Below are 12,588 nucleotides of genomic sequence, written 5' to 3' on the forward strand. Positions count from 1 at the left end.
AATTCTTCCTCTCCCCAGACCTCTCTCCATCATCTTTTTCTTCGAGTTCGGAATGCTTTGCGGCCGGTGCGCCTCGGGTCATAGACCCGAGGCGACTGCACACGCAGGAAGGGGCGCAGGAAAGAACCGGTCCCTAATCATCGCATCCGCGGCAGCCAGATGGGGATCCAAGGGCCTCAGGCCCTTGGCGGGAGAGGTTCGGAGAGGGCGGCGCCCTCTCCGAGACCGCAGGAGCGGAAGACCGGGGACTTCCTTCTCGCCGCGATCCGCCAAAGGATGATCCGACCGGAGGGTTGAAGCATGGAACGCATTGGGATCGTCGGCGGCGGGGTCGGGGGATTGACGGCCGCGATTGCCCTGCGTCAGGCGGGGCATGAGGTCGTGGTGTTCGAGCAGGCCGCGCGCTTCGGGCGCGTGGGGGCCGACATCAACCTGACACCGAACGCGGTGCGCGCGCTGGACGGTATCGGGATCGGGGCTGCGCTGCGGGAGCACGGCGCGCGGCCGGTCGCGCGGGTGAGCCGCAGCTACGACACGGGAGAGGAGACCTCGCGCCTGCCGATGTCGGACGAGGCGGAGGCGAAATACGGCGCGCCGCAACTCACGCTGCACCGGGCGGACCTGCTGACAGCGCTGGAGGCGGCGCTGCCAGCCGATTGCGTGCGCCTGGGGCGGAAGGCGGCCTCGGTGGAGGAGGTGGGCGAAGGAGTGCGCGTTCTCTTCTCCGACGGGAGCGCGGAGGAGGTCTCGGCGCTGGTGGGGGCGGATGGCATCCACTCGGCGGTGCGGGCGGCGCTGTTCGGGGCGGAGACGCCGCGCTTCACGGGGGTTGTCGCCTATCGCGCGGTGGTGCCGCGGGAGGGGTTGGACCTGCCGGGGCTGGATCAGTTCACCAAGTGGTGGGGGCCGAACCCGGCGAGCCAGATCGTCACCTTCCCGATCAGCGCGGGGCGGGACGTGTTCATCTTCGCGACCACGCCGCAGGAGAGCTGGCGCGAGGAGAGCTGGACCCTGCCGGGAAGCGTGGATGAGCTGCGCGCGGAATACGCGGACTACCACCCCGAGGCGCGGGCGCTGCTGGCGGCCTGCGACAGCGTGCTGAAGACGGCCCTCTACGAGCGGGACCCGCTGCCGATTTGGTCACGCGGGCGGGTGACGCTGCTCGGCGATGCCTGCCATCCGATGCTGCCCTTCATGGCGCAGGGCGCGGGCCAGGCGGTGGAGGATGCGGTGGTGCTGGCGCGCTGCCTCTCGGGCGGGGCGGACGTGCCGGCGGCGCTGCGCCGCTACGAGGGGCTGCGGCAGGAGCGCACGGCGCGGATTCAGATCGGCTCCCGCGGGAACAACTGGCTGCGCGCGGGCGGGAACGGCGACTGGGTCTATGGGTACGATGCCTGGGCGGTGCCGCTGGACAAGGTGCCATCGGGCGAGCCTGAGACGGGGCTGCCGCGCAGGGCCGCGGCGGACGTGGCATGACGCCGCGGCGCGTCGAGGCGGGGGCGCTCTCCGTCGCCTATGAGGAGAGCGGCGATCCCGGCGGCTGGCCCGTGCTGCTGATGCACGGCTTTCCCTATGACGGGCGCGCCTATGATGGGGTGGTGCCACACCTGACAGCGGCTGGCGCGCGGGTGATCGTGCCCTGGCTGCGCGGCTATGGCGAGACGCGGTTCCGCGCCGACGCCACGCCGCGCTCGGGGGAGCAGGCGGCGCTCGGTCAGGACCTGCTGGATCTGCTGGACGCGCTCGGAATCGGGCGCGCGGTGCTGGCGGGGTATGACTGGGGTGGGCGCGCGGCCTGCGTCGTGGCGGCGCTCTGGCCGGAGCGGGTGGCGGGGCTGGTTTCCCAGAACGGCTACAACATCCAGGACATCGCGCGCGCGATGGAGCCGACTGCGCCCGAGGATGAGCGCAAGCTCTGGTACCAGTACCTGTTCCACACCGAGCGCGGACGGGCCGGACTGGAGCGGGACCGGCGTGGGCTGTGCCGGCTGCTATGGCGTCTGTGGTCGCCGGAATGGGGTTTCGACGACGCGACGTTCGAGCGCACGGCAGCGAGCTTCGACAACGCGGATTTTGTGGAGGTGGTGATCCACTCCTACCGCCACCGCTTCGGCTTGGTGGCCGGTGATCCGGCGGTGGCGGAGGTGGAGCGGCGGCTGGCCGCGCGGCCGGCGATCACGGTGCCGGCCATCACGCTCGACGGCGACGCGGACGGGGTTCTGGCGGGCGGCGGCACGGCCGGGCACGCGCGGCACTTCATGGGGCCGCACGAGCACCGGATGGTGCGCGGGGGCGGGCACAACCTGCCGCAGGAGCGCCCGGCGGAATTCGCTGCGGCGGTGCTGGACCTGCGGGGGCGGTGAGGGCGTTCCGCCGCCTACTCCGGCTCGGCGAGGAGGTTCACGAGGTCCAGGCGGCGGGTGAACATGCGGAGGGAGCCATCGGGGTTGCGCGGCCATTCCTCGCGCGGGCGGTCGCGGTAGAGTTCCACGCCGTTCCCGTCGGGGTCGTGGAGGTAGAGGGCCTCGGACACGCCGTGGTCGGAGGCGCCGTCGAGGCGGAGGCCGGACGCGAGCACGGTGCGCAGCGCGCGGGCGAGGGAGGCGCGGTCCGGATAGAGCAGCGCCACGTGGAAGAGGCCCGTCGTGCCCGGGGCCGGGGGCGGGCCGCCCGCGCTCTCCCAGACGTTGAGGGCGATGTGGTGGTGGTAGCCGCCGGCAGAGAGGAAGACGGCGCCGGGGTAGCGGGCGGTCTCCTCCAGCCCGATCACGTCGCGCCAGAAGCCGAGGGCGCGGTCGAGGTCGGAGACCTTGAGATGCGTGTGGCCGATGGAAAGGCCGGCGGGGGCCGTGGCGCGCGGGCGGAGGGGGGCAGGGTTGGTATCGGGCATGGGCAGCTCCTTTACCCTCTCATCTGGGGCGCCGGGCGCGGGCGGTCCAATCGCCTGACCGAATGGGCGGCATGGACGGGGCGTATCGGGCACCGCGCGCGGTGGTCGGCAACGGCGTGGGGGAGCGGGCGTTCTTCGGGCTCCCCTTTCCGTTGTGGAGAACGACATGGCCCAGGATACCGATGGGGCGAGCCGGCGCGGCCTGTTGCGGGCCGGGGGGCTGACGGCGGCGGGCCTGGCTCTCGGGGCGGCCGGCGCGCCCGGCTATCCCACGCCGACGCCGACGGACCTGGGCGCGGTAACGGAAGGGCGCGTCACCTTCCCGAACTGGCGGGGGGAGGCGGACACGCCCTCGGGGCCGACGCCCAACCCGCTGCCGCCCTCCGAGCGTGTCGGCTACGCCATCATCGGCCTTGGGCGGATCAGCGTGGAGGAGGTGCTGCCGGCCTTCGGGGAAGCCAAGCAGTCGAAGCCCGTCGCGCTCGTCAGCGGCAGCCCGGAGAAGGCGCGGGAGGTGGCGCGGCGTTACGGCATCCCCGAGAGCGCCGTCCATTCCTACGAGGAGATGGAAAAGCTTCGGGACAACCCGGAGGTGAAGGCCGTCTATATCGGCCTGCCCAACGCGATGCACCGCGAATACACGGTGCGGGCGGCGGCGATCGGCAAGCACGTTCTCTGCGAGAAGCCGATGGCGGCCACCGTCGAGGAAGCAGCGGAGATGGTGGCGGCCTGCGAGCGCGCGCGGGTGAAGCTGATGATCGCCTATCGCTGCCAGTACGAGCCCTATAACCGCGAGGCGATCCGCATCGTGCGCAGCGGGGAACTGGGCAAGTTGCGGTCGATCCAGGCGGTGAACACGCAGTCCCAGGGGCAGGTGGCGCAGTGGCGTTTCAACCACCGGCTGGCCGGCGGCGGCGCGCTGCCGGATATCGGGCTCTACTGCCTCAACGCCACGCGCTATCTCACGGGCGAGGAGCCGATGGATGTCTTCGCGCGCAGCTACTCGCCGCCCGGCGATCCCCGCTGGTCGGAGATCGAGGAAAGCGTGTCGTTCATGCTGCGTTACCCGTCCGGCGTGATCGCGAACTGCCTGACGCAGTATGATGCGTTCAACGACAAGTCGATGACGCTGCATTTCGAGCGCGGGACGGTCGAGATGCCCGATGCTTTCTCCTATGTCGGGCAGCGGATGTACGTGTCGCAGCGTGCGGGCAGCATGACCGCACGGACGGAGCGGACGATCGAGCACAAGAACCAGTTCGCGACGGAGATCGACCACTTCTCCGAATGCATCCGCATGGACCGCCAGCCGCACACGCCCGGAGAGGAAGGGCTGCAGGACCAGAAGTTGATGGCAGCGATCTACCGCTCCGCCCAGGAGGGGCGGCCGATCGAGATGCCGAGGCCGCCGGGGCCGACGCGCGGGCCGGACCCGTCGCAGGGCGGGTGAGGCGGGCGGTGCGGCGGCCCCGCCGGCGGGGACCGCCGGCCGCGGTTGACCGGGCAGCGGAGGGCGCGGAGAAGGGGGTGCCCGGCCCCTTCGGCCTGGTGCGGGCGTTGGCGCCATCAACGCACGACAGGGCCGCCGTGGCCCGAGCCGGGCGCCCCTGATGTCCCCTTCCGCCGTTCCCGCCCGGGCGCTGCTGCCCTATCCGCTGATCGTGCTGGTGGGGTTCCTCTCCATCGCGCTGCCGCTGCCGGTGCTGTCCCAGCACGTGAACGAGGGGCTGGGATTCAGCCTTCTCACCGCCGGGCTGGTGATCGGGCTGCAGTCGATCGGCACGATCCTGACGCGGCAATGGGCGGGGCGGCTGGCGGACCGGGCGGGCTCCAGGCGGGCGGTGCTGCTGGGCCTGCCGCTGGCCGGGCTGTCGGGGCTGCTGTCCCTTCTCTCGGCGCTGATGCCGGACCCGGTTCCGGCATTGGCTGTGCTCGTGGTGGCGCGGCTGCTGATGGGGCCGGCGGAGAGCCTTATCCTGGTTGGGGCGATGACCTGGGGAATTACCCGGCTCGGCGCCGCGCGCACGGGGCTGGTGATGACCTGGCAGGGGATGGCGATCTTCGGGGCACTGGGCATCGGGGCACCGATCGGGCTGTGGCTGATGGGCCGCTTCGGCTTCGCGGGCGTCTCCGCGGCCATGATCGCGGTGGCGCTGCTGGGACTGGCGCTCGTGCTGCCGCTGTCGCCGGTGGCGCCCCTCGCGCGCGGGGCGAGGACCTCGGCCTTAGGGGTCTTCGGGCTGATCTGGCGGGAGGGGACGGTGCTCTTCCTCAGCGCGGCGCCGCAGGCCCTGCTCAGCGGCTATGTCGCGCTGCACTTCGCCAGCCGCGGCTGGGAAGGGGCGGGGCTGACGCTGACGGGCTTCGGCGTTGGCGTGGTGGCCACGCGGCTGCTCTTTGGCGGGATGCCGGACCGGCTCGGCGGGCGGCGGGTCGCGCTGATCTCGCTGGGGGTGGAGGCGCTGGGCCAGGCGCTGCTCTGGACGGCGCCTGGGCCGGTGATGGCGGTGGTGGGCGCGACGCTGAGCGGGGCGGGCATGTCGCTCATCTTCCCGGCCATGGGGGTTGAGGCGGTGCGGCGGGTGCCCGCGGCCAGCCGCGGGCTGGCGGTGGGCAGCTTCTCCGCCTTCTTCGACGCGGCGATCGGGCTTGCCGGGCCGGTCGGGGGGCTGATCGCGCTGGTCGGCGGGTTCCCGGCGGTGTTCCTGGCGGGGGGGATCGCCTGCCTCATCGGGATCGCGCTGCTGCTGCGCGGCGGCTGGGGGCACGCATAGAAAAGGGGCGGCGGATCGCTCCGCCGCCCCCGTTCAGGCTGTCCAGGACGTCAGGTCACCGCGAGGCGGCGCTCGACGATCTGGGTCTTCATGTTCTTCTGCAGCTTCTCGAAGGCGCGAACCTCGATCTGCCGCACCCGCTCGCGCGAGATGTTGTACTGCTGGGACAGCTCCTCGAGCGTCGTCGGCTCGTCCTTCAGGCGGCGCTCGATGAGGATGTGGCGCTCGCGATCGTTCAGGGTGCTCAGCGCCCCGTTGAGCAGGTCGCGGCGGTTGGACATGTCCTCGCGCTCGGCCAGCTCGCTCTCCTGGCTCTCGCCCTCGTCCACCAGCCAGTCCTGCCACTCACCCTCGCTGTCCGCGCGGATGGGGGAGTTGAGGCTGTTGTCCGGGCTGGCGAGGCGCCGGTTCATCGAGACGACGTCCTGCTCGGGCACCTGGAGGACGCGGGCAATCTTCTCGACCTGCTCGGGCTTGAGGTCGCCCTCCTCCAGCGCGGCCATCTGGCCCTTCAGGCGGCGCAGGTTGAAGAAAAGCTTCTTCTGGGCCGCGGTCGTGCCCATCTTCACCAGCGACCAGGAGTGCAGGATGTATTCCTGGATGGCCGCACGGATCCACCACATGGCGTAGGTGGCCAGGCGGAAGCCGCGGTCGGGGTCGAAGCGCTTCACCGCCTGCATCATGCCGACGTTGCCCTCGGAGATGAGCTCGCCGACGGGCAGGCCGTAGCCGCGATACCCCATGGCGATCTTCGCCACGAGGCGAAGATGCGAGGTGACCAGCTTGTGGGCGGCGTTCTCGTCCTGGTTGTCGCGCCAGCGCTTGGCGAGGTTCAGCTCCTCCTCCGGCGCCAGCATCGGGAACTTGCGGATTTCCTGCAGGTAGCGGGAGAGGTTGCCCTCGGGGGCAATCGGGATCATCGAAGTGGAAGCCATAAAAGCAACTGCCTCCTGATTCAGCCGGGCTTGCCCCCGGGAGTGGCGGGCGCGCGAACGGCTGAGCAGCGGCTCGGGACATCCGAGCCATGCCTTCGCGCGCTGGGCCCTGAGCCCATCAAGAACGCCCGCCATCCCCCAGGTTTTCGCATTCGCGAGGGAAGAAGGTGGTCGTTCCGGAAGGGGGGGTTTCTAGGCGCCCCACTGCGAAAGCTGTCATGCTTGTAATATGGGCCATCGAAAAAGGCAAGGAAAACCCGACTGAAACGGTACGGTTACACGGGATCCAGCCTCCATGTTCAGGCCCTGTTCATGGGCTTTCTGGCGTGTCCAGCGCCGTAATCAGGGCAGCCATGTCCGGAGGGATGGGCGTCGAGAAGGATAGCGGCCGGCCCGTGATGGGGTGGTTGAAGCCCAGGGACTGGGCGTGCAGCGCCTGCCGGGGGAAGGAAAGAAGGGCATCCCGCGCCGCCGGGGGCAGGAGCTTCGCGCTTCCCGGCGTGCGGCGGAGGTAGACGGGGTCCCCCACCAGCGGATGGCCGATATGGGCCATGTGGACGCGGATCTGGTGGGTGCGCCCCGTCGCCAGGCGGCAGCGGAGGAGGGAGCAGGCGGCGCCCCAGGCGCGCTCTGTCGCGTAATGGGTCAGGGCGTGCTTGCCGCGGGGAACGACCGCCATGCGCTTGCGGTCCGCCGGGTGGCGGCCAACCGGGGCCTCCACGCTGCCGGAGACGGGGGAGGGGGTGCCCCAGGCGAGTGCAAGGTAGCTGCGGTCGAGGTCGCGCTCGGCGAAAGCGGTGGAGAGAGCCTGGTGGGCGGCCTCGGTCTTGGCCACGACCATGACGCCGCTCGTTTCCTTGTCGAGGCGGTGGACAATGCCCGGCCGCTTCTCGCCGCCGATGCCCGAGAGGTCCTCACCGGCATGGGCGAGGATGGCGTTGACCAGCGTGCCGTCCTGGTGGCCCGGCGCGGGGTGGACGACGAGGCCCGCGGGCTTGTCGAGCACGATGAGGTCGCGGTCCTCGTAGAGGATGGTCAGGTCCATGGCCTGGGGCAGTGGCGTCGCGGGCTCGGGCGGCGGGACGGAGAGGGTGTAGCGGGCGCCGGAGCGGAGCGATTCGGAGGGGTCGGTGGTGGGGGTGCCGTCGCGCGCGGCGTGCCCGGCCTCCACCAGCGCCTTGACGCGGGAGCGCGAGAGACCGCCCATGCCAGCGAAGGCCCGGTCCAGCCGCTCGCCCGCCTGCTCAGCGGTTGCGGTGAAGGAGAGGGGCTCGGCCGGTGCGGTGGAGGGGTCTGTGCGCGCGCTCAAGGTTCTCGTCGTGGGTATGGGGGTGCTGATCGTCGTCGGCACCGTCACCCTGGTTGTGCTGGTCATTCAGCGTGCAAGCAAGGCCGTGCCGGCGGTCATGGCCGTGCCGGCGGGGGCGCCGCTTCCGGCGGGGCTGACTCTCGGCCAACCCGCCGGGAGCCGGATTAGCGGAATCGCACCCGGTGGCGAGGGGCGAGTGGCCGTCTGGGTGCAGCGGCCGGACGGGGACCGCGTGGTGATCCTGGACACGCGGAGTGGTCAGGCGGTGGGCGAGGTCCGCCTGGGGGAGTGAGGGCGTGGCGCACCGCAAGCCGAACCTGCCGGTCAAGGACTGCGCCGCCTGCGGGCGGCCATTCGCCTGGCGGCGGAAGTGGGCGCGGGACTGGGAAGCGGTGCGCTTCTGCTCGGAGGCCTGCCGGGAGGGCCGTCATCCGCTCGCCGGAGGAAGGGGTGGAAAAAAAGCGCAGAAGATGCCGGACCCGGGTTGATCACCCCGGGGATCGCGGATAGAAGGCCGCTCCCGCAGGCCACGTCCCCATCGTCTAGAGGCCTAGGACACCGCCCTCTCACGGCGGTAACAGGGGTTCGAATCCCCTTGGGGACGCCAGCCGGCGTCGAATTGTTCGGCTTATGCGCGGTCCAACTCCCGCACCCAACAATCACCACCAGACTCCCCAGTGAACATGTGCGGACAATCGCAGGCTGGACGATTGCCTCGATGCTCGCCTACCGCGCGGAAAGCGCAGGCTGGCGCAGGTGTTCTGGGTTGTATCCAGAACAACCGGCGGGACGGCGCAGGGCGCCGGTATACGGCTGCGGAAGCGTGCAGAGTAGGAAGCGGATGAGCACTGGTCAGAACGGTTGGCACCGGAGCATCGGCCGCCTTTCTCTCTTGCTGGGCTTCGGATTTCTTGCCGCAGCGAGCACGGCCCGGGCAGGTGACGTCGATGACCTCGACGTGTTCCTCCCGACGACGCTGGAGGACGCCTTCACGGGCGAGCCGAAGCAGGGCGAGCTGCAGGCCGGCCTTCGCTTCGACCGGCGTCGTGGCCACGACGACCTGCAGATCTTCCCGCAGTTCCAGGCCAGCCCCGCCGATGGCCTGCTCCTCAATGTGAGCGTCCCCTACATCATTGGCTCGGGCGATCGTGCCAATCAGGGCCAGGTGAGCGCAGGGGCGCTGTATAACTTTAATCGGGAGACACTCTGGCTCCCCGCCTTCACCGCGGGCATTGACGCCAGTACGCCCATTGGGCCCGGGGACAGGGCCACCCAGCTGCAGCTGACGGGGGTTGTGACGCGGACCATCGACCCGGCGGGCAACAAGCGTCTGCACCTGAATGCGGCCTGGATCACGCGCTTTGCCCCCTCCGCCGAGGAGAGGCACAACCAGTACCGGGTGGTCGCGGGATACAGCCAGCTTCTCGGTCGAGACACGGCGTTGATCGTGGACTACGTGCGCGAACGGCAGGAATTCGGGCAGCGGGATGCCAACATCGTCGAAGTTGGCTTTCGGCATCGGCTGAGCGAGCGGGCGACGGCCGGCTTCGGGGGAGGTGCTGGCATCGGCAGGGATTCTCCCAGGTACCGCGCCCTGTTCAGTCTCGAGGTCGACCTCTGACACAGCAGGCAGGGAAAAGTTCATGCCGAAGATCAGGGGTGCGACTGCGCAAGGAGGAGGTGGCATGAAGAGGCTTTGCAGCGTCAATGCATCCTGGCTCGCCGTCGCGATCCTATGTGCCAGCGCGTCGGCTCAGGAGCGACCGTCGCCCTCAACCGCCGAGACCCAGTGCCGACAGGAAGTGGATCGGAAGCATCCACCCGGCTCCCTCTCCCGGAGCAGAAATGAGCGGCAGCGGCTCATCGAGGCCTGCGTGGCGAATGGTGGGCGGCTCCCGGGGTGACGTGAGGCAACGGCATCACGAGGCTGGATGGTGCAATGGCAAGGCCTTCGGCTGAGGAAGGAGAGGAGATGAGCGATCCTGGCTGGATCACGGACGCTCAGGGGCAGCGGGTCATGCTTGGCCTGACCGCGGATGAGACGGCCGAGTACCAGAGCCTGCTGAACGTGTCGGCCGGGGTGTCATGCGAAGAGATGCAGGCCCGCTTCGCGTTGTTGAGAAGACGGCATGAAACGGTTCGGCATGTCGTCGGGGGAGCGTTCAATGCCGAGAACGGCGATGGTGCGGGCGCCGCTTCGCGGAGGAAAAGGTCCGAGTGAGCCTGGTGCCGCTCGTCAGCGGCCCAGTCGGTTGAGACTGGACCGACTCGTGCTCGCCAGCGGAGCAGGTGACGGCGCTGCGATGGTTCGGGGTTTGCCAGCCTTCAGACGGACGATCAGAGACTTATGCGGTGCTTTCGCTCCTCGGGGTGGCGCTGAACTTCCGGTCTCCTCGATGCCCTGCTGTGCCGCAGGGCCCGGGCTTAGCCGCCACCGCTTTCATTCCAGCGGTCAGCGGGTGCCGGCTCCAGCCTGAGCGGCACGTCCACCTCGCCGACAAGCCCCGAAGGCTCCCAGCCGAGCGACAGCGTCCCACCGAGCTGCGCCCGCACCGTGCCGTCCAACACGCGCGTCCCGAAGCCCCGCCGCTCCGGCGGCCGCTGGATCGGCGGCCCGCCGGTCTCCGCCCAGCGCAGGCGCAGCCGTCCGGGCCGGCTGCCCTCCACCCTCCAGCTGACCGCCACGCGGCCCGTTGGTGTCGAGAGCGCACCGTACTTGACGGCGTTCGTGGCCAGTTCGTGCATGGCCATCGCGAAAGGCTGGGCTGCCCCGGCCGGCAGCGCGACGGTGGGACCTTCCGCCGTGACCTGCGAGCGCCCGCCGTCGCGAGCGAGGAACCCGTCCAGCTCGCCGCGCACGAGTGTCAGGAGGTCCGCGCCGGCCCATTGTTCCTCGGCCAGCAGGGTCTGCGCGCGGGCCAGGGCGGCCACTCGTCCCTCGATCTCGCGGATATAGGCGGGCAGGTCGGGCGCGCGCGTCAGCCGCAGGGCCGCCTGCACGACCGAGAGGGCGTTCTTGGCCCGGTGGTCCACCTCGCGCGACAGGAGCGCCTGCCGCTCCTCGGCCTGCTTGCGCTTCGTGATGTCCACCACGGTTCCCGAGAAACGGGTTGGCGCCCCATCGGGGCCGTAGAGGCAGCGGCCGCGCGCGGCGACCCACCGGACCTCGCCATCGGCCTGGACGAGGCGGTACTCCGCCTCGTAGGGCTCTCCGGTCGCCACCGTGCGGTTCATCGCGGCCTCGACCCGCGGGCCGTCCTCCGGGTGGATCACGCGCGTGAAGTCCGCGAGCGGCGCGCCGGCCGCGGCCCGCTCCGGCTCCACCCCGAAGAGCCGGGCGAAGCGCGCGTCGGCGAAGAGGCGGTCTTCGGGGACGAGCCAGTCGTAGAGGCCGACCATCCCGGAGGCGTCGAGCGCCAGTTGCAGCCGCCCCTCGCTCTCGCGCAGTTCCGCCTGTGCCCAGGCCCGCTGGACCGCGTCCCAGGTGCGCCCGGCGGCCTCCTCCACGAGTTCCACCTCGGCACTCGTCCAGCGGCGCGGGTGACGGCTGTGCACGTAGAGGATGGCGGCCAGTCGCCCGGAGCGGACGAGAGGGGCGACGACGAGGGCGCGGGTCTCGATGCCTCTCCATGTCGGCAGATAGGCCGGGTCGGCGGTGCGAGGATCCACCTGGCAGTCCTCCACCACCAGCGCGCGCCCGGCACGCAATTCGGCGATCACGGCCGGACCGAAGGCGTCGAGGAGGCGGGCCTCCCCGGCGAGGGAGGGCACGTCGCCGCCCGTCCAGTCGCGCTCGACCGAAACCGCCTCGCCGGACGCATCGACGATGCCGTAGCCCGCGCGATCCGCGCCGAGCTCCGTCCCGAGCAGTTCCGCCGCCCTTGTCGGGAGCACGTGCGGGCCTTCGAGGCCCCGGAGGGCATCGCCGAGCCGCACGAGGAAAGCCTGCTTCCTCTCCATCTGCACACGGGCAGTCGTCTCCGCCACGGCGCAGAACATGCCGGCGACCCGACCGCCCTCGTCCCGCACGGGGGAGTAGGAGAAGGTGAACCAGGTCTGCTCGTCGAAGCCCTTGCGGTTCATCAGGAGCGGCAGGTCCTGGCGATAGGTCGCCTCGCCGGCCATGGCCGCGTCGATCAGCGGGGAGATGTCGGGCCAGATCTCGGCCCAGATGTCGTGGAAACGGGCGCCGAGGGCGCGTGGGTGCTTCGCGCCGAGGATCTCGGCATAGGCATCGTTGTAGAGGAAGCCCAGCTCCTCGCCCCAGGCGACGAACATCGGGAACTTGGAGCCGAGCAGCAGGCCGATGACTGATCGCAGCGATTGCGGCCAGGCGGCCGGGTCGCCGAGCGGCGAGGTGGACCAGTCATGGACTCGCATCAGGGCGCCGGCTTCGCCGCCATCGGCGAGGAAGGCCAGGCTCGGTCCTGGATCGGCTCGTCCCTGTGCGCGGGGGGCGGGAAGGGGAAGCCTCACGGACAGACCGAGCGGCGCCCGGTGGCGCTGTGGTCCTGTCGCTCACGGATGGGTTCCATTGGGCCGATGTGCCCTGCCTTGTCAGCCAACGCTCTCTCGCTGCGCATCCGTTTCGCTCAGTAACACCTTCCGGCGTACCTTGGGAGCAGGTGAGGGCAGCGAAGCATAGCGCAAGACGGCGGAGCCCGTGCGGACCAGCCGGGG

At 70.5% G+C, this 12,588-nt stretch carries 12 protein-coding genes and 1 tRNA gene; 9 read left to right on the top strand and 4 right to left on the bottom strand.

The annotated features are described in order from the left end of the window. Window positions 1–300 precede the first annotated feature (300 nt). Both BO39_RS15460 and BO39_RS15465 read left to right on the top strand, forming a co-directional pair. Window positions 301–1,476, top strand: coding sequence for an FAD-dependent monooxygenase (locus tag BO39_RS15460; RefSeq protein WP_052402148.1), 1,176 nt, complete (start codon window positions 301–303; stop codon window positions 1,474–1,476). Then, entirely contained in the window at window positions 1,473–2,363 is an 891-nt protein-coding gene (locus BO39_RS15465) for an alpha/beta fold hydrolase (RefSeq protein WP_043834902.1), read from the top strand. Before BO39_RS15460 ends, BO39_RS15465 begins: the two co-directional genes overlap by 4 nt. A gap of 14 nt (window positions 2,364–2,377) precedes the next feature. Here BO39_RS15465 and BO39_RS15470 read toward each other — a convergent pair whose 3' ends face one another. Next, on the bottom strand, window positions 2,378–2,890 hold the full coding sequence (locus BO39_RS15470; protein ID WP_052402149.1) for a VOC family protein: 513 nt from the start codon (window positions 2,888–2,890) through the stop codon (window positions 2,378–2,380). A 166-nt stretch (window positions 2,891–3,056) separates the two neighbouring features. Here BO39_RS15470 and BO39_RS15475 point away from each other — a divergent pair, with 166 nt between their 5' ends. Together BO39_RS15475 and BO39_RS15480 are read left to right on the top strand one after the other, a co-directional pair. Further along, entirely contained in the window at window positions 3,057–4,340 is a 1,284-nt protein-coding gene (locus tag BO39_RS15475; protein WP_043834905.1) for a Gfo/Idh/MocA family protein, read from the top strand. 160 nt (window positions 4,341–4,500) lie between these two features. Then, window positions 4,501–5,664 (top strand): MFS transporter, encoded by a 1,164-nt coding sequence (locus BO39_RS15480; protein WP_043834908.1) that lies wholly within the window; start codon window positions 4,501–4,503, stop codon window positions 5,662–5,664. 50 nt (window positions 5,665–5,714) lie between these two features. On the opposite strand, the gene rpoH is transcribed toward BO39_RS15480, so the two are convergent. Beyond that, the gene (gene rpoH / locus BO39_RS15485; protein ID WP_211257465.1) at window positions 5,715–6,599 is read right to left on the bottom strand and encodes an RNA polymerase sigma factor RpoH; all 885 of its coding nucleotides are present in this window, start codon (window positions 6,597–6,599) and stop codon (window positions 5,715–5,717) included. A gap of 310 nt (window positions 6,600–6,909) precedes the next feature. After that, window positions 6,910–7,908 carry an RluA family pseudouridine synthase gene (locus tag BO39_RS15490; protein WP_043834910.1) on the bottom strand — a complete coding sequence of 333 codons (999 nt, stop codon included), beginning with the start codon at window positions 7,906–7,908 and terminating at the stop codon, window positions 6,910–6,912. On the opposite strand from BO39_RS15490, the gene BO39_RS15495 reads away from it, so the two are divergent. From BO39_RS15495 to BO39_RS15510, 5 genes are all read left to right on the top strand, one after another. After that, window positions 7,895–8,200 (top strand): DUF6476 family protein, encoded by a 306-nt coding sequence (locus tag BO39_RS15495; protein WP_245615182.1) that lies wholly within the window; start codon window positions 7,895–7,897, stop codon window positions 8,198–8,200. The two genes, BO39_RS15490 and BO39_RS15495, sit on opposite strands and share 14 nt — an antisense overlap. Before the next feature lie 4 nt (window positions 8,201–8,204). Further along, window positions 8,205–8,396, top strand: coding sequence for a DUF2256 domain-containing protein (locus BO39_RS31125; protein ID WP_084698142.1), 192 nt, complete (start codon window positions 8,205–8,207; stop codon window positions 8,394–8,396). 43 nt (window positions 8,397–8,439) lie between these two features. Further along, a tRNA-Glu gene (locus tag BO39_RS15500) sits at window positions 8,440–8,515 on the top strand. A 234-nt stretch (window positions 8,516–8,749) separates the two neighbouring features. Then, complete coding sequence (locus BO39_RS15505; protein WP_043834912.1) at window positions 8,750–9,529, top strand: hypothetical protein; 780 nt, start codon at window positions 8,750–8,752, stop codon at window positions 9,527–9,529. A 351-nt stretch (window positions 9,530–9,880) separates the two neighbouring features. After that, a complete protein-coding gene (locus BO39_RS15510) occupies window positions 9,881–10,129 on the top strand; it encodes a hypothetical protein (RefSeq protein ID WP_043834914.1) in 249 nt (82 codons plus the stop codon). A gap of 203 nt (window positions 10,130–10,332) precedes the next feature. Here the strand turns inward: BO39_RS15510 and BO39_RS15515 are convergent, their stop codons facing one another. Further along, complete coding sequence (locus BO39_RS15515; RefSeq protein WP_052402150.1) at window positions 10,333–12,384, bottom strand: PAS domain-containing protein; 2,052 nt, start codon at window positions 12,382–12,384, stop codon at window positions 10,333–10,335. Between the last annotated feature and the right edge of the window lie 204 nt (window positions 12,385–12,588).

This window comes from Roseomonas aerilata DSM 19363 (assembly GCF_000711725.1).
GTDB classification, from domain to species: Bacteria; Pseudomonadota; Alphaproteobacteria; order Acetobacterales; family Acetobacteraceae; genus Roseomonas; species Roseomonas aerilata.

Coding starts and splice junctions, on each gene's coding strand:
- BO39_RS15460 (WP_052402148.1), top strand. CDS start 301: ATGGAACGCATTGGGATCGTCGGCGGCGGGGTCGGGGGATTGACGGCC.
- BO39_RS15465 (WP_043834902.1), top strand. CDS start 1,473: ATGACGCCGCGGCGCGTCGAGGCGGGGGCGCTCTCCGTCGCCTATGAG.
- BO39_RS15470 (WP_052402149.1), bottom strand. CDS start 2,890: ATGCCCGATACCAACCCTGCCCCCCTCCGCCCGCGCGCCACGGCCCCC.
- BO39_RS15475 (WP_043834905.1), top strand. CDS start 3,057: ATGGCCCAGGATACCGATGGGGCGAGCCGGCGCGGCCTGTTGCGGGCC.
- BO39_RS15480 (WP_043834908.1), top strand. CDS start 4,501: ATGTCCCCTTCCGCCGTTCCCGCCCGGGCGCTGCTGCCCTATCCGCTG.
- rpoH (WP_211257465.1), bottom strand. CDS start 6,599: ATGGCTTCCACTTCGATGATCCCGATTGCCCCCGAGGGCAACCTCTCC.
- BO39_RS15505 (WP_043834912.1), top strand. CDS start 8,750: ATGAGCACTGGTCAGAACGGTTGGCACCGGAGCATCGGCCGCCTTTCT.
- BO39_RS15510 (WP_043834914.1), top strand. CDS start 9,881: ATGAGCGATCCTGGCTGGATCACGGACGCTCAGGGGCAGCGGGTCATG.